This window comes from Azospirillum sp. INR13 (assembly GCF_015390205.1).
Taxonomy (GTDB): Bacteria; Pseudomonadota; Alphaproteobacteria; order Azospirillales; family Azospirillaceae; genus Azospirillum.
In genome coordinates this window covers 1-19,242 of sequence record NZ_VUOI01000049.1, presented here as the reverse complement: position 1 = coordinate 19,242, position 19,242 = coordinate 1, and the positions used below count along the sequence as shown (strand labels likewise).

Genomic DNA, 19,242 nt, shown 5'->3' with positions numbered 1-19,242 from the left:
GATCGTCGCGCAAATATTGGAAAGACTGTACCACGACATGGACACGCTTGTTGAGGTCATGGCCAACTCGGCAAACGAAGAGCAAGCGATCAATAGGCCGAGCTGACCCGCAGCCGCCCGACCCAAGCCTCGGCCGTCGTCTTCGGTCTGGTGATGAGGGCTGGCAGTCTCCTCCGTAGTTTCCCCGCCGCCTGATAAAACGCCCGATGTGGTCTGGCTGTTGACCAATCGCACCTGAGGCCCTGATGCACCAGTCCCCGGTTTGGTCCGTTCGTCACATTGTCACCCGCATTCACGGGTGCGATCTCGCTGTAACCTGGCGCCCTGAATGCTGGGTATGGAACGTAACCGTTGCCGGCGAGCAAGTTGCCAGCGGGAGATCGCGCAGCCAGGAGGGCGCCCAGAATGCCGCTGTGCAGGCAGCACGGCGCCACGCGGACGATGGCGGCAAGGTGCAACTCCCATTGTTCTGAGATCAACGGCGACCTGAAGCCGGCCCGATCTCACGGTCAACGGGGAGGTGAAACTGACGAAGCGCCCGTACCCTCTTGGAGCCGGAAGGCGTTCCCATAACGGTCAGGCTGCTTTTGCGAGAAGCCATTCCTTCAGCTTCGACCACCGACGCCCCTCCTGCCGTGCCCGCACCGCCATCCCGAGCGCCTTCCGCTGGCCCACGACGACGACCAGTCGCTTCCCGCGGGTGACGCCGGTGTAGACGAGATTGCGCCTGAGCATGCTCCAGTGCTGCATAGCCAGCGGGATAACGACGGCCGGGTATTCCGAGCCCTGGCTCTTGTGGATCGTCGTCGCGTAGGCCAACGATACCCTGTCCAGTTCGCCGAACTCGTAAGCGACCTCACGGCCGTCGAAGTCGATCAGCAGTTCACTGTTCTCCGGGTCCATTGCGGTGATGACGCCCAGGTCGCCGTTGTAGACCTCCTTCTCGTAGTCGTTCTCGGTCTGCATCACCTTGTCGCCGACACAGTAGGTCCAGCCGAAGCGCTCGACCCGGACATCGCCCGGCGGGTTCAGGACGGCTTGGAGTTCCACATTCAGCGACCGGGCGCCGAGGCCCCCGCGGTTCATCGGGCAGAGCACCTGGATATCGCGTACGGGATCGAGGCCGAAGCGTTTCGGGATCCTGTTCCTGACGACCTCGATGAGCTTGCGAACACCGATCTCCGGTTCCGCCGCTTCGACGAAGTAGAAGTCCGAACCTTCGACCGGCGCCAAGTCCGGCATCTGGCCCTGGTTGATGCGGTGGGCATTGACGATGATGCGGCTCGCGGCCGCCTGCCGGAACACCTCGGTCAGGCGCACCACGGGCACGGCGCCGGATGCAATCACGTCGGCCAGTACCTGCCCCGGCCCTACCGACGGCAACTGGTCGACATCGCCGACCAGGATCAGGGCCGACCTGTCGGGGGTCGCCTTCAGCAACGCGTTCATCAGGGGCACGTCGACCATGGATGTCTCATCGACGACGAGCAGATCGCACTCCAGCCGGTTCTCCTCATTGTGCTTGAAGCCCCCGGCAGCCGGGTCGAAGGCGAGCATCCGGTGGACGGTCCTGGCCTCCAGCCCGGTGCTCTCGGAGAGCCGCTTGGCTGCCCGGCCGGTCGGGGCGCACAGCAGGATGCGGATGTGCTTGGCGGCCAGTATCTTCAGGATGGAATTGACCAGGGTTGTCTTGCCGACGCCTGGGCCGCCGGTGATGACCATGACCTTGGATGCCAGCGCAAGTCGGACAGCCTCCCGCTGGCTCGGCGCCAGCGTCAGCCCCGTCCTTCCTTCCACCCACTCCAGCGCCTTCTCCATGTCGATGGCGGGCCAGGGCAGCGTCCCGGCCGCAAGCCCCCGCAGCCGGGCTGCGATGGCCTGCTCGGCCCGGTACAGCCCGGCCAGGAAGACGCAGCTCCTGCCCTCCAACTGGTCGGCTATGACGGCGCCGTCGCGAAGCTCGTCCGCCAGCGCCTCGGCCACCAGATCGGTGCCGACCTCCAGGAGTTCGCTGGCCAGCTTCTCCAGGTCCTCCACCGGCAGGCCGCAGTGCCCCTCGTCCATAGCCTCGGCCAGCGCGTAGCCGATGCCCGCCCGGACGCGGACCATGGCCGTCTTCTCGATGCCCAGCTTGGCCGCGATCTGGTCGGCCGTCTTGAAGCCGATGCCGCGAATGTCTCGGGCGAGCCGGTATGGGTTCTCGGTGATGAGTTGGATGGCCTCCTGCCCGTAGGTCTTGTAGATGCGGACGGCCCTGGATGTCCCGACGCCGTTGGCGTGCAGGAACAGCATGATCTCCCTGATCGCCCGCTGGTCGGCCCATCCCTTGATGATGCGATCGGCCCGCCTGGGCCCGATGCCCGTGACCTCGCGCAGGCGACCGGGTTCGGCCTCGATGACGTCGAACACGGCCTCGCCGAACGCCTTCACCAGCTTCTTGGCGTAGACCGGGCCGATGCCCTTGATCATCCCGGAACCCAGGTACTTCTCGATGCCCTCCAGCGTGGTGGGCTGGGTCGCCTTCAGGAAGGTGGCCTTGAATTGGAGACCGTGGGTGCGATCGTTGACCCAGCTGCCGCTCGCCTGAATCCATTCCCCGGCCGAGATCATCGCCGCATGTCCGACGACGACAACCAAGTCCCGATGTCCGCGGACCTTCACCCGGAGCACACAAAAGCCGGTCTCGGCGCTGTGGAAGGTCACGCGCTCCACCAGCCCGGCCAGGGACTCCGTCGATGACGCGATGGCTTGCCCGCTCATGCAGCGAGTGTGCTGGATTCCCGACCGTGAGACCAGAATTGTCAGCTCCGCTGTGGTTGTCCCGTCATCGAGGTCTTCCAAGACGCTGCTTTGTTCGAAAGGGCTGGGATTGCCAGCGCCCTCCAGGCGACGGCGGCGGCCATCTGGTCGCTCCCCAGTATCACCTCGACCTCAGGGGGTCGCCTTGCCACGACCACGGCCACGCGCTGTCTGCTTATCCGGCGCCACTGGCGCGGGTGTCTGAACGCGACGCCCAAGCCCCATGCTCTTTGCCAGTTCGGATCGAGCCGCCGCGTAGGCAGGTGCCGCCATCGGGTACTCCGGCGGCAGCCCCCATTTCGCCCGGTATTCGTCGGGCGCCAGGTCGTGCTCGACGCGCAGGTGACGCTTGAGAAGCTTGTTCTTCTGCCCGCACTCCAGGCAGGTGATCGTGTCTTGCGACACGGAACGTTTGATGGGGACGGCCGGCTGCTGGACCTCAGCTTGCACCGATGAGGAGCTGCTCGCGGTGGAGAGCGCCCCGTAGATCCCGCGTAGCACGGCAGGGATCTCAGCCACTGCCAGGGTATGGTTGCTCAGGTACGCGGACGCAATCTTGGTGGTGATCTGCACCAGGCCCGCTTGGTCAAAACGATCTTCATGGTTCTGCTCGGACATTCAAAGTGTCTCCACTGTCGGTGCAAGACGGTGATGAGATCCGTCAAAAATCACGAAGAACGATATCCATCACAGTACCAGTGCCGCAAAGAAAAAATCTAAATTTACCACTTTTCTTCTTGAGATGTGCGCTCTGTACGATATTATGCGTTTCATCAGCGCCACTCCCCCACAATTCCGGAGCCCACCCATGTTCCAGTACACGCTGGACATCTTCTCCGACACCGCCTCAGCTACGGCCTCGGCGTTTGGCCCCGTCTCGGTTCCATTCTTCGAACCGGACTTGGCAAGCTATGACCATTTCCTTATAGCATTCAGCGGGGGCAAAGACAGCGTTGCACTGGTCCTTGACCTACTGGAGCGTGGTGTTGATCCTGAAAAAATTGAACTTTGGCACCATGATGTTGACGGTCGTGAGGACGACGGCAATTTCATGGACTGGCCGGTGACGGCAGATTACTGCCGGAAGTTCGCTGCAGCTTTTGGTTTGCGCATCTACTTCTCATGGCGGATCGGCGGCTTCAAGCGTGAACTCTTGAAGAGTAATGCCATGATCGCGCCCGTGGCCCTCGAAACACCCGATGGCGTGAAGGTGGCCGGCGGGGAGCGCGGCGAAATCGCGACCCGGCGGCGCTGGCCAGCGCTCTCGCCCAATCTGCGCATTCGCTGGTGCAGTGGTGCTTTGAAGGTGGATGTAATGTCCATAGCGATCAACAACCAAGAGAGGTTCCGAGGCACGCGCGTGCTGGTGATGACAGGGGAGCGGGCAGCGGAGAGCGCTAATAGGGCCAAGTACCTGCCATTTGAGAACCATCGCTGCAACGCACCTGGAAGACGGGTCAACCGCACAGTCCACGTCTGGCGATCCGTGCACGCCTGGAGTGACGAGGATGTCTGGGCAATCGTCAGGCGACATGGGGTTGTAGCTCATCCCTGCTACCACCTGGGTTGGGGCGGGCATCTTGCGCCGGCTGCATCTATGGCTCGCCATCGCAATGGGCCAGTCTGCGCGTTGCGGCGCCTGAGATGTTCGGCGTGATCTCTGGGATGGAGGGGCGACTGGGGCACACCATCCAGCGGGACGAGACGGTCACCCAGCGTGCCGACCGCGGCCGCGCCTATGACATGGATCCGGAGATCGTCCGCATCGCCATGTCCCGCACCTACGAAGGGCCGATCCGCGTGGCTACCGCGGACTGGCACCTGCCGAAGGGCGCATACGGCGAAAACGCCGGCCCCTGCTGACCGCCCAGGGGCCACTTTCTGGTGAGCCCCACTTCGCCCTGTCGGATGGCCTCCTCTCCGGGTATGCTCCCGGCGAGAGGTGCAGCCCGATGTCCTACCGTAACAACCACCGCAACCGTTTGGCACTGAGTGTCATCGCCATCGGCATGTGCGCTCTGGTCGTGTCGAGCCAGCTACTCCCCTGGCTGCACACAGCGACCCTGATCGCGAGCGCGGTCATCGCGGCCGTCCTGCTGGCATGGCTGGGTTTCCGCTATACGGCGTTCTGGCGCGACATCTGGATGATGCGTCGTGCATTCAACCAGGCGGTCGACGAGGCGAACGAGCGCCGGAGCATGGAGCCCTTGTCGCGCTCGGACACCAAGGGAATCGACTAAGGCCGCACTCCGCCAGTTCCAACCCGACGCGTTGGGGTTCGCCTCCTAAGCCACAGCCAGCTGAGCCCTATGAGTTTGGGCTATTGAATGGCTGTGAACCGACACCCATCCCACAGGTAGCCGGCGTTCCTTTTTCCGTCCCCTAGCAGGCTCTCGAATTGGAAGCCCGCCCCACGAATGACCCCGTTCAGCGCGTCCGTGACGCGGCACGTCGTCATGAGCAAGCGCCGCTCCTGACCGAATTTCGGCGCCGTGTAGGGTCTAGCCGCAATGCCGGGATCATCGGCATCAAGGTTGTGGGCGATGTAACGGTCCCGAAAGTCACGGATGGACAGCAAACGCTTGGACTCCATCACCGCCCGGCCAACCCCCATTCCAATCCGGAGTTGCTTACGGTATGACCGCCGGGCAGCTTCTATAGCGCCAACTCGGATTACATGGCAGTGCTGTTGTAGTTCTTCGAAGGCGAACTCCTCGCGGTGATTGCGCCGGAACACTCTCTCCAGCTCCAACCGCTCGAAAAGCCGGCGGCGGTAAAGAATGCGCAGCACTTTCGGCTCATCAATCAGTGCGATCACAGTCGGTATACTGAACTTTCCTAGGTCAGGGCGATCCCATAGGGCTGTCAACTTCGCCAGCTCCATATAGAGGATGGCCTGTTGGAAATCGAAGAAGGCGTGTGCGGCATACGAGCGCCCAATTTGGCTGGATAGCCGGTCCGTTGCGTTGACGATTTGATTGTTGCCGTGGGTCTGGGCTAGACTCCCGATGAAGCGCCAGAGTTCGGACGCCTTCTTCTCGGCGAGCGACACACGCTCCGCCGAGCTCATCCCTGAAATCTTCTTCCTAGTGACGTCGCCTCTAGCCACTGTTTTCTCCTACCGGATGGGATGCTGGACCGGGGCCTGATCCTGGCCGGCGGAGGCAGGCACTTGACGCTTCACTTCTGCCGGCGGCCGGCCTGACGACCGCAGGCCGGGCGGCGGTGAGGGCGTCATTAGGACCACGAGCGGCGTGCATCCCGCAAGCGTCAGTAGGGCGAAGGCGGGCAAGGCGAGGTTCTTGAGCTTCATTGTCCGGGTAGGAAATCGGAAGGGCAGGGAGCGCTATTCTACCGTTTTACTCGGACGGAGAGCAATATTTATCGCAGTCGTTGCTTTCGCGCCTTGCGGAAAAGCCCGTAACGGGCTTAAATTCATTGAGTCGTTACGGAGCCCCTACCATGCTCTCCTTGGTCAAACGAATGGCCGCCGCGATGATCCCGCAAAACACTTACGATGAGACCTCGCCCAGCGACGAACAGTTCGCTGCGATCCGTGCGATTGAAGGCTGGTACAGCGACAAGCGTGCTCCCCAGGTTTACTTTCTCGGCGGTGGCGCTGGTACCGGCAAGTCGTACACGGCCAACAAGGTGATCGAACGCCTCAAAGAGCGGAACAAGGTCAAGAAGGTGGCCTCCGGTGCCTACACCGGGAAGGCTGCGCACATCTTGCGCAAGAAGGGGGTCAAGGACGCGACAACCATCCACCAGATGATCTACGAGCCCCGCGAGGACGAGGAGACGGGGGAAATCTACTTCGTTTCCCGTATCGACGGGCCGGCCGCAGAGGCGGACCTGATCGTGCTGGACGAATGCTCGATGATCGACGAGCGGCTGGCCAATGACATTCTGATGTTCGGGAAGAAGGTTTTGGTCCTCGGCGATCCGTACCAGCTTCCGCCCGTAAGCGGCGCCGGCGCATTTACGAAGACTGCCCCCGATTTCCTCCTGCGCGAGATCCACCGGCAGGCCAAGGAAAGCCCGATCATCCGGCTGGCGACCATGATCCGCAATGGCGAGCTGCCGCGCCGTTTCGGGTCCGCCGGTTCGGCCCACGTTCTCCCGCTCACCCCCCAGACCCAGCGCCTCGTCGCCCGCCGCACGACGCAGACACTGTGCGGGGTTCACAAAGTCCGCTTTGCCTACACGAGCCGCCTGCGTGCGCTGCACGGGTTCTCCGGCCCGATGCCAATGCGGGGGGAGCCCGTCATGTGCTGCAAGAACAACCGCGACGCAGCGCTATTCAACGGCATGATGGGCATCATGACGGCCGACGCCGAGCAGGGCTTTGAGAAAGGGGAGGGCGTCTTCAACCTTTCGGTCCTGATTGAGGATGAGGCGAAAAGGCGCAAAGATCTACCCACGTCACCATGGATGTTCCAACAGCACTTTAATCACAGCATCACCCGCCCTAAGGTTAGAAAAGGTATTGAGGAATTCGACTTTGGCTATGTCCTAACTGTCCACAAAGCACAGGGCAGTGAATGGGACAGCGTGACGGTCATTGACGACTCGCGCGTCTTTCGCGATGACCGCTGGCGTTGGCTTTATACCGCGGTCACTCGCGCCAGCGACGAACTGGTGCTCCTCCTGAGAGAAGACCTTGGCGGCCGGTGGAATATGCCGGTGTTCGATGACTGCGAATTGCAGCTCGCTGCCTGATCTACACGATCCCGCGCCGCTCCTCGTCCTACCAGCACAGCGAAAACGCCAAGGCTTGTACCAGCTTCGGCCCGCGAAATCTATCGTACAGAGTGCATTATTTCGTTGCAGTCATGCGCTGTGTACGATATTTTTGCTGTGTTCCCCAAACACGTCCGAGGCTCCAATGCCTACTATTCATCCGCCGCCCGGCTCTCAATCCGACCTTTTCGGCCCGCAGAAGCTCCCGCTTTGGCAAACCACGAACATTCGCTGGATCATTGAGGAAGGCCAACACAAAGGGCGGCGCTGCATTCTGAAAAGCAGCTTCGACACCAAAGACGGTATGAGGTTTGGCCGCGTGGTTTTGGAAGACACGCGCGAGGAGATCGTCCTGCCGGTGGCGGACTTCCGCCTTGTGATGGATACCGTTGTGCCGCCCGGCCTTGAACCTTTCAGCGTTCGTCGCCGACCCCACTCGGGCCTCGCCTTGACCGGCGCTCCCGCCTCGGTCCGGCTTAAGTCGTTCGAAAATTCCTCTCTTCGCGCGGTGTAAGAGCCGGTTGGCGGCTGTCCCTTTTCCCATCCCGAACGCCAGCCGCCGACCGCATCCTACCGCTCTCCACACCGCCACATAGCCCCTCAGCCCTGGAAAGAACCGCACCATGCCGCACAGCAAGGGCGACCGCGTTTGCCTGACCCACCCGAAGACCAAGAAGACGGTAAACGCCGTTGTGTTCAAGGTCGCGGCCAAGGTTTCCGTCGTCACCGACGATCTGGAAGTTTTCACCGGCGGTCCCGCCGTCTTCACCCCGTCCAAGGTGCCCATCCCGTCCAAGCTGCACGATTTCATGGCGAACCTGACGCTCGAGAAGGGAGCCCGTGTCGAATACGAACATGAGGGGGCGATGGTGTACGGCGTCGTCAGCAAGGGCGGAGAGAACGTCGTCGTCGTCCTGGATGGGGGGCGTCAGGAAAGCCGTGGTCCGGCCTACCTCTACCACCGGTCCAACCACCCCCTGCCGGTTGATCCGCCCTCGGACATGGACAGATGGGCCGTCACGAACTACCGCGAGGTCAAGGCTCTGAGCGAGGAGACGCCGTGCTTTACGGCGACGATCGCCTATGACGGCAAGCCGGTTCTACTCGCCGACAATCGCGGTCAGGGCGGTCCTAATGACTACGCCACCCACCCGAAGGCTCCCAAGGGCACCAAGTGGGAAACGAAGCTGCTCGACGATGCAAAAGCCTGGGCCGAGCAGTTCGGCTGCGCGCACCCGGTTCCCGGCGAGACGGATGACTGGCTGGACTGGCATGTGACGGAGCGGCCCTTCGGTGTCACCGCGGCTGCGCACTTCGCGAGCTGGAACGCCATGACGGCCAGACTGCGCAAAGCGGAGGACTGATGTCGATGCAGAGCCCCTCATCCCCTGTCTGGTACCTTCCAGGCGACGACATGCCGATGGTCGAGCCGACGGCTACGCGGGCCGCACTGGCGTCATGGATAGCGGCACCCGACGCCCTTGTTGAAGGCCGCTGGCTCGTAGCCGTGGTCGTCACCCGACGCCGGGTGTACGACGGGGCGCTTGGCCGGCGCGTGACGCGGGACTGGCGGATCGGCCACTTCCTTATCTGGCGCGATGGCCAAGCCGCTCCGACGCTGGATCGGCAGATCTACCGAGAGGTTCTGCAGGAGGCTCGTGCTTACGGTGTCGACCAGAGCGTGGTGCATGGGCGGCTCTGCACCATCGGCGGAACGCGCATGAGCTTCGAGCAATTCGGTGTGCGGTCACGGAGCCAGCGCGAGGGGCTGGCCGAATGACCGGCTCCCGTTTTGCCCGTCACCAGCCGCCTGATGCAGTGGATTATTGCTTCGACGGCCGCTGCAAGACTGGCGCTTGCCTCGGGTTCTGCACGAAGGATCGTAAAGCCCGTTACGCGGAAGCGGCCAACTGGTTTCGGGAGGGTAGCTGCGTCGTCTGCACCTACGATAGCCGAGTCATGGGAGACAATATGACTGGCCGCGCTGGGACGATCCGGCGTCTCTGCGGATCACCCTTCGATGACCACTGCTATGTCGAGTTCCCTCCCATCGGGCGTGAGCGCAAACCGCGCGAGCGCATGATGGAATTGCGCCAGCTGGAGCCGTTCGATCCCGATGCTCCGTGGCGACCGGTGCTGGACGCTGAGCAGCTCCGCACACTGGCCGCGATCCAGGCTGATCCCTCGGCACCGCTTGTCTGGGGCCGGGAGCGGAACAGCCGTTGGCGTCTGGCCCGGACCCTCGCTGCATTGGGCATCGTCCGGCACTCGCCGGGCAAGAGAGCGTGGCTTGAACCGTGGGCACTCACAGAAAGAGGGCAGGAGCACTTGCGCTGCTCGCCCAACCGTCGACGGGCTAGAACCCGGTAATCGCGGGCGAAAGGCGAAATTACATCGGCCACGTCTTCCAAGGCGTGGCTGCTGGTGTTTGTTGTTTATTGTCCCACATAGACAATTGGAACCACAGATTTCACTCTGCGTCAGAGCCTGACTTCGTAGAGATCCAGAGTAACGGTAAATAATTTCGGCGCGCGCTGCTTTTTTTGGGTTGCGTTATGCGCTGTGTACGATACATTTACCTCGTTCCCCAACATACAAGGCGACCGCAGCTATGCCTGCACCCGAAGTTTTGGCCACCGCCATGACCGCTCCGATTGCGGCCACCTCTATCGACAAGCGCCTGTTCGCGACGTTCCGACCGCAGGCCTGATCGATGGCTGGAAGGTGGATGCCAGCAGCGCCGACGGTTACCGCGTCGTGTCCATGTCCGACGGCCAGGAGAGGGACGTTGATCCCGATGGCTTCTCGTTGGAGGACAACGGCATGCGCTTCCTCACCGAGGCCGAGCGCGCGGTTTTCGACAGCGCGGACGGCCGCGCCATGCTGGTTCACCTGCCGCATATGCTCGCTCTGCTGACCGACGCGCTACCCACTATCGCCGCGATGGCCGGCTACAAGACGCCGACCCCACAGGTCGACGACTTTATTGGGCTGGAGCGGGACATCACGAGGCTGCTCGCAAAGGTGAGCGGCAACAAGGAAGCCGCATGATGCCGCGCGTCAGCTTCGTGACCCACATCGATGCGCCGGACACCGCGACGGCCGCGGCGCTGCACAAGGCGCTCAGGGCATGGTCCAACACAGACGGCCCGAACATTGTCGGCACTGCGATCACCGGCACCGACCTCAGCGCACCGCAGCCAGAGCAGACGAACTGCACCACCGCCGGCGGGCCGCCCCCCACAGGGACGACGATGAGGATGAAGACGTCTGCAGCACCTGCCATGGCCGCGGCGCGTCCAGCGATGACGCCTACGATGGCGAGTGCCCATTCTGCGCGGACAAGTCCGACGAGGCCCTCCAGGCCGAGCTGAGCATGGGAGACCCGGTATGAGCGCCGCCATCGCGCCGGATGATCTGCCCGAGGCCGGGGACCGCATCCGCCTGGTTAAGATGGGGGCCGATCCCTGTCCGATTGAGCCGGGGGGCCACCGGCACGGTCAAAGCCGTGAACATGTTCAGTTTCGGGACACCGGGGCATGGCCAAATCCATGTCGACTGGGACAATGGCAGGTCCCTGATGCTCGCCCTGCCGGAAGACGAGTTCGAAATCATCGCCTAGCCGCTGCGGGCGCGTTCCCTGGATCGCGCCCCCGTCCTTGGCTCCTTGACACTGGGAGCCAGCGCCTGAGCTGACCAGCGGCACCTGCGTCCCCCCGCTTGCAGCCATTCCCGCGCCGGGAATCCGACCGCGACACCGGAGCACTCCATGGTCGTCATATCCTCTCTCCCGATCCTGTGCACTGCCGAGTTGGACACGCTCGCGGCGATCCATGCTGATCCCGCCTGCTCCATCATCGGCACAGGCACGGTACCGCCGGACCGCCTGCTGGACCTCCACAGCACGGGCGTCTTGGTGAAGCCCGCCTACTACGAGCGCGACGGCAAGCCCTGGCCGGTGTCGGCGCGCGGCTTGGCGGTCCTCCGCCGCGCGGGACTGATCGCGGATGTGCCTCCGATTGAGTGCGTCGCCGCCGTCCGGCAGGAGAGCGGTTATGCCGCTATGGAAGGTGCGCCCGTTCAACCCTGGCCCCACATGCTCACCCGCTGCCCCTACGCCATTCCGGTCAAGGGAGAGGTGCCGCTAACCCCTGGTTGGACCCATGTGTTCTCCGGCCATGATGGGCCGGGAACCAGCGACTGGTTCGTGCTGCTCCGGCTTCCGCCTAAGACGCCGGGCACACGGATACGCGTGGTCCATCGGGAGCCTGGGTTCTCGCTGTCCAGCACGGAGGGAATGACCGGAACCCTGTCGCCCCCGCCGTTCGCAGGCGAGTGCAAGAGCTGCAGCTACCCGAACAGCTCATACTCTTGGTTCATCCCGGACGGGGTGTGGAAGTCGTACTGGGACACCTGCGTGACCCGGCTCGACAAGGTGGAGCTGCTGGCGTGAAGGTGGGCATCTACCGCAGCAACCTCGTCACCGAAACAGTCAACCCGCCGGCCGGAGCGTTCGGTTCCACAAACAAGCCCAACCGTCACCCGTCTTTGTGACGCCCCGCCGATCCAGGCCGTGGCCGCCTGCCCGTTGATCGACCTCCCCGCCATTGTGCGGGCCTAACCGTCACCGTCCGTCCCCGACCCCAGAGCGCCGCCGCACGGTCGCGCTACACCCGGACTCTGCCATGAACATGCTGTGCAAGGGTGATCGGCAGCTCGCCATCGACTTCGACCGCGACTACACCATCCCGACGTGCATCCATTGCGGCGAGCCGCAGGTCGTGGAACTGGCCGAAATCTGGTCGGATCACTCCTTCATGATCTCCACCTGCTGCCACCTGCTCTATGAGGAACTGGTTTATGAGATGGCCGATCCGGACTTCCGCACGGCCCTGCTGCAGAACCTGCAAGCGGCGGAGCACTTGGGCGCTGAGCGGCTGCGTCGGGTGGCCGATCAGGACGGGCAGCTGCTCTTGGATTGCGAGTTGGAAGTCGCGCCATCGCCTTTTCCAGGATGAAAGCCTTCGTCCAGCGCCACCACGATCACTGCCCGCCTCCGGTCTGTTGGCGTTATGGGGCTGGCGTCTGGAATGGACACACGCTGGTGGGCGTCGTTTCCGTTGGGCGCCCGGTAGCTCGGATGCTGCCGCAGACGACCTGGGTGGAGGTTAACCGGCTGTGCGTTGATAGGAGCCTGCCGGACACGCTTCGGTACAAGGCCTGCTCGACCCTTTATGCCTGGGCGGCCTCTGAAGCTGCTCGGAGGGGGTTCGACCGCATAATCACATACACGCTCTCGACGGAATCCGGCATGAGCCTTCGCTACGCCCGCTGGAAACCCGAGCATGTAACCCGACCGAAGAGCTGGAACAGCCGGAGCCGCCAGAGGACCGACAAGACCCCTCTGGTGCCGAAGATCCGCTGGGCACGCGACCTCAAGGCGGCACGTCCGGCACTCCAAGACTGAGGGAGCGGCGCATGCATACTCTGCACGCCGGGCTCGCCGCGGCTCCTCTGCGTCGAAGCACGACACGGAGAGACCGACCGTGCAGAGCGCATATCGTCCGTCACGAACGGGCAGCCGGGGCGAGCTTCGCCAAGTCCAACTCGCCCTCGGCGCCCCAGCCGGCGGTGCCAGCCTTCACGTCGGGCCGGAACGCCTCATACATCCGGAACGCCTGCCGTGCGAGGTCCGCCGGTGGCAATGAGTGGGCCAGCACCGTCATGGCCTGACGCACATCCTCCAGGTCGTCCCCAAACTTCCCGGCCAAGTACCGGTTCACGCTCGCCGGCGTGATCGGCTTGCCTTGACGGACCGCACGCAAGCCGTCCTTGGTGTGCACGGTTGGGATCGACCGTCCCATGAGGTGGAGGTGGATCTCGTCGCCATCCTGGAGCGCCTTGCGCTGATCGCTCACCGTCTCTGGGGTCGGCTCGAAAATTCCCAGCCGGACGCCCTTGGCATGCGCTGTGAGGCCCGATAGCGCCTTGCCCATGGTGAGAGCTTCATCATGGTCCAGACCAAGCCGTTCCGCGACCACTGTAGCCCACAGCGTCAACACCGGTGCCCTGTTGATCATGATCTTGCGATGCGAAGACGACATAGTTCCATCCTGGGGTTAACGCCCTCATCTGAACGGAGGCTCAGACAAGCGGTTCCATGAGAGGCGATTTCCAGAGCACGCGATGGAGAGTTGCGGAGATTGCCGCAGTCGCCGCGGCGGTTCTCTGGGCTGCAGACGACTAGCTGCCGCTGCCGCTGGGTGATGCTCTTCCGCCTTCGCCCGTGCGCGACCTGCGCCATATCTGACGCAGCTTGCACTTTGGCGCTACCAGCAGCTTCCCAACCAGGAATAACCGGGCAAGCCAACGTCTAACTGGGACATCAAGTGTTTCGAGAGACATACTTCCTGCTTCCTTTCAACCTGAGAGGCTTTACACTGGCTCATCGTCCAACCGCCGACATTGGATGAACCTTAAGTTCACAGATCTCATCTATTAAAGTGCAGCGTTACGCTTCATTTATTGTTGCGCCCCTGCGCTGTGTACGATATAACGGCGCTGTGTTCCCCACACTCCGCCCGCAGAGGCTCCCGCATGCAATCCGCTCCCGACTTTTCGCTTGTCATGAACCGCTACCGTTCCAGCGTTGGCGCCGCCGTCCAGGCTGGCACGCTGCCTCGCGGCTTCGGCATCGAGGTTCGCTGCACGCCCGCCGGCATGTTCACGGCTCTCAACGTCGAGGTCATTCGGTGTGAGGTTCTTGTTGTTGACCCCGCCCATGCTGCCTCGCCAATGCCCGTTCTGAACACCGCCGGCGAATACCTGCGTAAGGTGCTGCTCAAGCTCGCAAATGAGAATGCCGGCATCGTGGGCGTGGTGAAGTACCGTCGCGATCTTCTGGCGCAACAGGCGTCCACCGTGCGCACGCTGGATGCCTCGGCGCTGGCCGCAATGGCGTGGAACCCCCCGGCCAACGACAGCGCTCCGGACGAGCCTCCGCCGCCCGCATCGGCGGCTTCCGACGAAGCGATGGTGAGCGGCTACGCGCTGCTTGCTGATCGCCTCCTGGAACGGATCACCGCCGGGGCGGCCATGTCGTCGGCGGAGCTTTTCAAGCTGGCCGACGAAGCGTTCGGCGGAACCATGGGCGCTGGCGCTTACGTCGCCAAGGACGCCTATGAGGCGTCGGAGCTGGCGATGAACCGCCACATTCGCGCCAACTCTGCCGTCTGGACCCTGGACGTTGACGCGGACAGCGCTGTTCGCATCGCATCGGAAATCGAGACGGCGGCGGCTCTGCTCCCCACCCAGACCCGCCGCGATGGCGAAATGCTGGCGCTGCAACAGTTCTCGACGCCTCCCGCCTACGCATACGCTTTGGCTTGGGCTGCGGGCATGACCGCGGGCGACGTTGTGTTTGAGCCCAGCGCCGGGAACGGGGGGCTTGCGGTGCACGCCTCCAATGCCGGAGCCAAGGTCCACGTCAACGAGATCGCCAACCGTCGCAAGCTGGTTCTGCGGGCGCTCGGCTACGAGCCCACCGGGGAGAATGCCGAACAGGTCCACAACATCTTTGCGGGCAAGCTGACGCCTACCGTGGTTCTCATGAACCCGCCCTTTAGCCGGTCGATCCGCACGGGCGACAAAAAGGACCTCTCGGTGGCCGGCGAACACGTCGAGGCCGCGCTAAAGCTGCTCCCGGACGGTGGCCGCCTCGTCTGCATCACCGGCAAGAACACCGGAGCCGCCAGCAATCGGGGCTCCTGGATCACGCGCATCCGCTCCAAATACGCCGTGCGGGCCAACCTGCTTGTGGGGGGTGCGCTCTACAAGGCTCACGGAACAAGCATCGAAACCCGCGTCGTGGTGATCGACAAGGTTCCGGCGAACAACACCGCGCCGGTCATCGGGCAGGCGGACACCCTGGAACAGCTTATCCGCCTCCTGGCCCCGGTGCGCCGCACGTCCAAGGTGGACGACGACGGTGACGGCGCGGATAGCCGCTTTGCCGCTTATCGTCCGGCCCGCCTGGACACTGCCAAGCTGGGCCTGCCCACGCCGGCCCCGCATCCGGGAAAGCTCGTGGAAAGCTGGGCCATGTCGGCGGTCACGCCGCCGGAAATCTGGTATGTGCCCAGCTTCCCGGAAGACGTGATCGCGGAAGGAAAAATCTCGGCTGCACAGCTGGAAGTCGTTTGCTACGCAGGTCAAGCGCACGCCCAATGGCTGGAAGCACATACGGATGGCGTCCCGTGGCGCCGTGCTTATTACATCGGCGATGGAACAGGGGTGGGCAAAGGGCGCGAAATAGCCGCAGTTATTTTGGATAACTGGCACAAGGGCATTCAACGCCATGTCTGGCTGACGAAGGACAGCACCAAACTCTTGAAGGCTGCCAAGCGCGACTTCAAGGCTCTGGGCGGCGATCCGGCCCTGGTGTTCCCCTTGCGCGCCACCCCGGCGGGGGAGCCGGTGAAGGCGCCGCATGGCGTGATGCTCGTTTCGTTCGGAGAACTGCGGTCGAACCGCCCCGGTAAATCCCGGGTTCAGCAGATCGTCGACTGGCTGGGCTCCGATTTTGAGGGCGTTCTTGCAATGGACGAGTCCCACAAAATGGGCAACGCCATGGACGAAAAGGGTGAGAGGGGCCGTACGAAAGCGTCTCAAACGGCTTTGGCGGGAATCGACATTCAACGTCTGCTCCCAAAGGCGCGTGTTGTTTATATCTCCGCCACCGCGGCATCCGAGGTGCGCAATTTCTGCTTCGCTGATCGCCTCGGAATCTATGGGCCGGGCACCCCGTTTCCAACCAAAGAGGCTTTCGTATCCCGCATCGAGGCTGGCGGCGTAGCCTCAATGGAGATTGTCGCGCGCGATTTGAAGGCCATGGGCTTGTTCTCGGCTCGCTCGCTGTCGTACGCCGACGTGAAGTTCGAGCGCCTCGTTCACGAACTGGCTCCGGCTCAATTGGAAACCTACGATACCTTGGCTGATGCCTGGCAAGTCGTGCTTTCCAACCTCGATGCCGCCATGGATTCAGCGGGTTCCAAGTCAGACGCCGGCGCCCGCAGCGCCGCCCTGTCGGCATTCTGGGGGTCCAACCAGCGCTTCTGGAACCAAGTCCTGACGTCTATGCAGTTGCCGACGGCCGTCCGCAAAATGGAGCGCGACATTGCCGCCGGTCATGCCGTGGTCGTCCAGTTGGTGAATACCCTGGAAGCCCAGCAAGAACGCGCCCTGTCCAAGGAGGGCGCCATGGAAGCTCTCGATGATCTGGACCTGACGCCTCGTGACATTCTGATGCAGTATTTGGAGGCGTCGTTCCCCGTCCACGCCTACGAGGAATACACCGACGAAGAGGGCAACACGCGGACCCGCCCTGTGATCGACGAAGCCGGGAACCGCGTCGTGTGTGCCGAAGCGGTCAAGATGCGTGACGACATGCTGGCCCGCGTCGGCTGCCTCAAGGTGCCGCACGGGCCGCTGGAAGCCATCATCGACCATTTCGGCGTGGAGACAGTGGCCGAGATTACGGGCCGGTCCCGCCGGGTCGTAACGCTGGCCGATCCGGAAACGGGTCTGCCGACGCGCCAGATCCAATCCCGGAGCGAGGGCGCCCGCCTCGCCGACATGGAAGCGTTCGCCAACGACAATAAGCGCATTCTGATTTTCAGCAATGCCGCCAACACGGGCGTGGATTTTGACGCGTCCAATCAAATCCCGAACCGTCGTCTGCGCCGTCATTACGTGCTGCAGGCGGGGTGGAATGCGAAAGAATGCACCCAGGCCCTGGGTCGCACCCACCGCTCCGATCAAGCGCAGGCCCCGGAATACATCTTGGTCACGACCAATCTTCGCGGCCAACTGCGCTTTATTACGTCCATCGCCCGCCGGCTGGGAGCGCTTGGCGCTCTCACGAAGGGGCAGCGCGACACCGGCAGCCAAGGGCTGATGTCGGAGCGGGACAATCTGGAAGGCGAATACGGCACGGCGGCAATCAATCAGATCATCCTCGAACTGCACATTGGCGGCACGATTGCCGGACTCACCATGGCCGAGTTTGAGCGCAAACTGGGGCTGCGGCTGACCGATAGGGAAGGGAACCTCACTCGCAACAGCTTCCCTCCGGTGCGCCAATTCCTTAACCGCCTGCTGGCGTTGAAGGTGGCCGACCAGAACGCGCTTTTCGATGAATTCCAAGATCGCCTTGATGAGCACGTTCAGGCGGCGATTGATGCCGGGATCTATAACCAGGGTGTCGAGGAATACCGGGCGGATCGCATCGAAGTGGTGAGCCCGCCGCGGACTGTGTACGTCGAGCCGTCGTCCAAGGCGGAAACCTACTACGTTCACCTCCGGGCATGGCACCGCCGCACGCCCCGGTCCTTCCATGCCGTTGCCGACGGACGGATGGGTGGCAAGCGGCGGGAGGTTACCGGCTTCGTCCGCGAGATCGCCACGGGGGCGGTGTTCGCGGTCGCCACGGCCCGCGCTCGGACCGATGAATCGGGCAACGTGATAGCGCAAGTCCGGCTTATCGGCCCCTACTCGGAACGCTTCGAGGAAGCTCGTAACCTGTCATCAGCTAAGGCCTTCGCCATCCTGTCCAGCAGCGAAGCCCAAAGCCTGTGGCTGGAACAGGCAAGGGCGACGAAGGAGCTGCAAGGCTACGATCTGAACCTCATTTGCGGCGTTCTGCTCCCTGTCTGGGACCGCCTGGATGCCGGGGGCCGGGTCTTCCGCGTGATCGACGAAACGGGCGCTCAGTACCTTGGTCGCCTGATCCATCCCGGACGCGTGCGTTCCACCCCTGGCGAAGCTGGGCGCCGATCTGAACACGGCCTGGACCCCGGAAGAGGCCATTGACGCGGTTCTTACCGATGTGCGGCTGGATCTGGTGAACGGGTGGAAGCTCAAGCGCGCCCGCGTCAACGGCGAGTATCGGATCGAGGTCGTTGGGTTCCAGCCGTCGGATATCAAGCGTCTGGCCGACCTTGGCTGCCGGCGCGAAATTGTCCAGTACGCGACGCGCCTTTTCGTCCCGACCGCCGATGCGTCGGTGATGACCGCGCTTCTCCGGGTAGCGCCGGTGGCTGAGGACGACGCCGACGCAGCGGAAGCGGCCTAAGTCAGGAAAGGAACCTGTCCGGCACTTCGGGCAGGTTCCGCCGGCTCCCCGAAGGAGCAGGGGAGGGAATCAACTCGCCCCCTCTCCGCCACCTCCGTCCCTCGAATGTCGCGGTCGAACGCCAGTGCGGCGGGAAGGCGAGGAGGGCAGGGGAGCCGGCCAGGATCGCACCCCGACCCTGGATAGGAATGGATACGAAACATGGCGACGAACTACGGCCTGGGGCAGGCCAGCGGGCCTGAGCTACGAGCCCTGCGCAAGGCACTTGGGATCGAATCCCAGCTTGGCATGGCGGCGCTGTTGCACTTCCTGGGCGGCACACCGGTAGCGCGGTCCACGATCAGCCGTCAGGAGAGGCTTGCCGCCGCGTCATCGACAGAGCTGGTCGCGTTCCTACGCTTCCTCGCCCTGGTCAGGCCCAAGCCTCCGGCAGAGGGGGGGAGGTCAACCGAGCCGCCGCTTCCAACTCTCGACGGCTTCCTCGAATGCCGGCTGGGGGCCTCCCGGTCGGACACCGACGCCGGAACCATCGAACAGGCCGCAGCGGACTGGCGCGAACTCCTGCTTTC

At 63.3% G+C, this 19,242-nt stretch carries 19 protein-coding genes; 15 read left to right on the top strand and 4 right to left on the bottom strand.

Annotated elements, in window-relative coordinates; genetic code table 11:
- Positions 1-576: 576 nt before the first annotated feature.
- Complete coding sequence (locus F1643_RS20800; protein WP_194915197.1) at positions 577-2,760, bottom strand: ATP-dependent RecD-like DNA helicase; 2,184 nt, start codon at positions 2,758-2,760, stop codon at positions 577-579.
- Positions 2,761-2,931: 171 nt separating this feature from the next.
- Positions 2,932-3,417 carry a MucR family transcriptional regulator gene (locus F1643_RS20795; RefSeq protein WP_194915195.1) on the bottom strand — a complete coding sequence of 162 codons (486 nt, stop codon included), beginning with the start codon at positions 3,415-3,417 and terminating at the stop codon, positions 2,932-2,934.
- 190 nt (positions 3,418-3,607) lie between these two features.
- Between F1643_RS20795 and F1643_RS20790 the strand changes: the two genes are divergently transcribed.
- The 3 genes from F1643_RS20790 to F1643_RS20780 all read left to right on the top strand — a co-directional run bounded on the left by F1643_RS20790 (position 3,608) and on the right by F1643_RS20780 (position 5,039).
- The gene (locus F1643_RS20790; RefSeq protein ID WP_194915194.1) at positions 3,608-4,456 is read left to right on the top strand and encodes a phosphoadenosine phosphosulfate reductase family protein; all 849 of its coding nucleotides are present in this window, start codon (positions 3,608-3,610) and stop codon (positions 4,454-4,456) included.
- An 8-nt stretch (positions 4,457-4,464) separates the two neighbouring features.
- Positions 4,465-4,662 carry a hypothetical protein gene (locus F1643_RS20785; protein ID WP_194915193.1) on the top strand — a complete coding sequence of 66 codons (198 nt, stop codon included), beginning with the start codon at positions 4,465-4,467 and terminating at the stop codon, positions 4,660-4,662.
- An 89-nt stretch (positions 4,663-4,751) separates the two neighbouring features.
- Positions 4,752-5,039, top strand: coding sequence for a hypothetical protein (locus F1643_RS20780; RefSeq protein WP_194915192.1), 288 nt, complete (start codon positions 4,752-4,754; stop codon positions 5,037-5,039).
- Positions 5,040-5,119: 80 nt separating this feature from the next.
- On the opposite strand, the gene F1643_RS20775 is transcribed toward F1643_RS20780, so the two are convergent.
- Complete coding sequence (locus F1643_RS20775) at positions 5,120-5,869, bottom strand: hypothetical protein (protein WP_194915190.1); 750 nt, start codon at positions 5,867-5,869, stop codon at positions 5,120-5,122.
- Positions 5,870-6,261: 392 nt separating this feature from the next.
- Between F1643_RS20775 and F1643_RS20770 the strand changes: the two genes are divergently transcribed.
- From F1643_RS20770 to F1643_RS25170, 9 genes are all read left to right on the top strand, one after another.
- Positions 6,262-7,521 carry an ATP-dependent RecD-like DNA helicase gene (locus F1643_RS20770; protein ID WP_255543128.1) on the top strand — a complete coding sequence of 420 codons (1,260 nt, stop codon included), beginning with the start codon at positions 6,262-6,264 and terminating at the stop codon, positions 7,519-7,521.
- Positions 7,522-7,687: 166 nt separating this feature from the next.
- Entirely contained in the window at positions 7,688-8,056 is a 369-nt protein-coding gene (locus F1643_RS20765) for a hypothetical protein (protein WP_194915188.1), read from the top strand.
- A gap of 109 nt (positions 8,057-8,165) precedes the next feature.
- Entirely contained in the window at positions 8,166-8,906 is a 741-nt protein-coding gene (locus F1643_RS20760) for a hypothetical protein (protein ID WP_194915187.1), read from the top strand.
- A gap of 50 nt (positions 8,907-8,956) precedes the next feature.
- The gene (locus F1643_RS20755) at positions 8,957-9,322 is read left to right on the top strand and encodes a hypothetical protein (RefSeq protein ID WP_194915186.1); all 366 of its coding nucleotides are present in this window, start codon (positions 8,957-8,959) and stop codon (positions 9,320-9,322) included.
- Positions 9,323-10,104: 782 nt separating this feature from the next.
- A complete protein-coding gene (locus F1643_RS20750; RefSeq protein WP_194915185.1) occupies positions 10,105-10,593 on the top strand; it encodes a hypothetical protein in 489 nt (162 codons plus the stop codon).
- 361 nt (positions 10,594-10,954) lie between these two features.
- A complete protein-coding gene (locus tag F1643_RS25175; RefSeq protein ID WP_370540740.1) occupies positions 10,955-11,164 on the top strand; it encodes a DUF4314 domain-containing protein in 210 nt (69 codons plus the stop codon).
- A 147-nt stretch (positions 11,165-11,311) separates the two neighbouring features.
- Positions 11,312-11,995 carry a hypothetical protein gene (locus F1643_RS20740; protein WP_194915183.1) on the top strand — a complete coding sequence of 228 codons (684 nt, stop codon included), beginning with the start codon at positions 11,312-11,314 and terminating at the stop codon, positions 11,993-11,995.
- A 232-nt stretch (positions 11,996-12,227) separates the two neighbouring features.
- Entirely contained in the window at positions 12,228-12,560 is a 333-nt protein-coding gene (locus F1643_RS20735) for a hypothetical protein (RefSeq protein ID WP_194915182.1), read from the top strand.
- Positions 12,557-13,009 (top strand): XF1762 family protein, encoded by a 453-nt coding sequence (locus F1643_RS25170; RefSeq protein ID WP_370540739.1) that lies wholly within the window; start codon positions 12,557-12,559, stop codon positions 13,007-13,009. The genes F1643_RS20735 and F1643_RS25170 overlap by 4 nt, the downstream gene beginning before the upstream one ends.
- Before the next feature lie 100 nt (positions 13,010-13,109).
- Here F1643_RS25170 and F1643_RS20730 read toward each other — a convergent pair whose 3' ends face one another.
- Positions 13,110-13,646, bottom strand: a complete 537-nt coding sequence (locus F1643_RS20730; protein ID WP_194915180.1) for a hypothetical protein — start codon at positions 13,644-13,646, stop codon at positions 13,110-13,112.
- Positions 13,647-14,139: 493 nt separating this feature from the next.
- Here F1643_RS20730 and F1643_RS20725 point away from each other — a divergent pair, with 493 nt between their 5' ends.
- The 3 genes from F1643_RS20725 to F1643_RS20715 form a co-directional block, all read left to right on the top strand.
- Complete coding sequence (locus F1643_RS20725) at positions 14,140-18,411, top strand: strawberry notch-like NTP hydrolase domain-containing protein (RefSeq protein WP_194915179.1); 4,272 nt, start codon at positions 14,140-14,142, stop codon at positions 18,409-18,411.
- A gap of 16 nt (positions 18,412-18,427) precedes the next feature.
- Positions 18,428-18,673, top strand: coding sequence for a hypothetical protein (locus F1643_RS20720; RefSeq protein WP_194915178.1), 246 nt, complete (start codon positions 18,428-18,430; stop codon positions 18,671-18,673).
- A 201-nt stretch (positions 18,674-18,874) separates the two neighbouring features.
- A partial coding sequence (locus F1643_RS20715) for a hypothetical protein (protein ID WP_194915177.1) occupies positions 18,875-19,242 on the top strand: 368 nt, incomplete at its 3' end.

Coding starts and splice junctions, on each gene's coding strand:
- F1643_RS20800 (WP_194915197.1), bottom strand. CDS start 2,760: ATGAGCGGGCAAGCCATCGCGTCATCGACGGAGTCCCTGGCCGGGCTG.
- F1643_RS20795 (WP_194915195.1), bottom strand. CDS start 3,417: ATGTCCGAGCAGAACCATGAAGATCGTTTTGACCAAGCGGGCCTGGTG.
- F1643_RS20790 (WP_194915194.1), top strand. CDS start 3,608: ATGTTCCAGTACACGCTGGACATCTTCTCCGACACCGCCTCAGCTACG.
- F1643_RS20785 (WP_194915193.1), top strand. CDS start 4,465: ATGGAGGGGCGACTGGGGCACACCATCCAGCGGGACGAGACGGTCACC.
- F1643_RS20780 (WP_194915192.1), top strand. CDS start 4,752: ATGTCCTACCGTAACAACCACCGCAACCGTTTGGCACTGAGTGTCATC.
- F1643_RS20775 (WP_194915190.1), bottom strand. CDS start 5,869: ATGAGCTCGGCGGAGCGTGTGTCGCTCGCCGAGAAGAAGGCGTCCGAA.
- F1643_RS20770 (WP_255543128.1), top strand. CDS start 6,262: ATGCTCTCCTTGGTCAAACGAATGGCCGCCGCGATGATCCCGCAAAAC.
- F1643_RS20765 (WP_194915188.1), top strand. CDS start 7,688: ATGCCTACTATTCATCCGCCGCCCGGCTCTCAATCCGACCTTTTCGGC.
- F1643_RS20760 (WP_194915187.1), top strand. CDS start 8,166: ATGCCGCACAGCAAGGGCGACCGCGTTTGCCTGACCCACCCGAAGACC.
- F1643_RS20755 (WP_194915186.1), top strand. CDS start 8,957: ATGCCGATGGTCGAGCCGACGGCTACGCGGGCCGCACTGGCGTCATGG.
- F1643_RS25175 (WP_370540740.1), top strand. CDS start 10,955: ATGATCTGCCCGAGGCCGGGGACCGCATCCGCCTGGTTAAGATGGGGG.
- F1643_RS20740 (WP_194915183.1), top strand. CDS start 11,312: ATGGTCGTCATATCCTCTCTCCCGATCCTGTGCACTGCCGAGTTGGAC.
- F1643_RS20735 (WP_194915182.1), top strand. CDS start 12,228: ATGAACATGCTGTGCAAGGGTGATCGGCAGCTCGCCATCGACTTCGAC.
- F1643_RS25170 (WP_370540739.1), top strand. CDS start 12,557: ATGAAAGCCTTCGTCCAGCGCCACCACGATCACTGCCCGCCTCCGGTC.
- F1643_RS20730 (WP_194915180.1), bottom strand. CDS start 13,646: ATGTCGTCTTCGCATCGCAAGATCATGATCAACAGGGCACCGGTGTTG.
- F1643_RS20725 (WP_194915179.1), top strand. CDS start 14,140: ATGCAATCCGCTCCCGACTTTTCGCTTGTCATGAACCGCTACCGTTCC.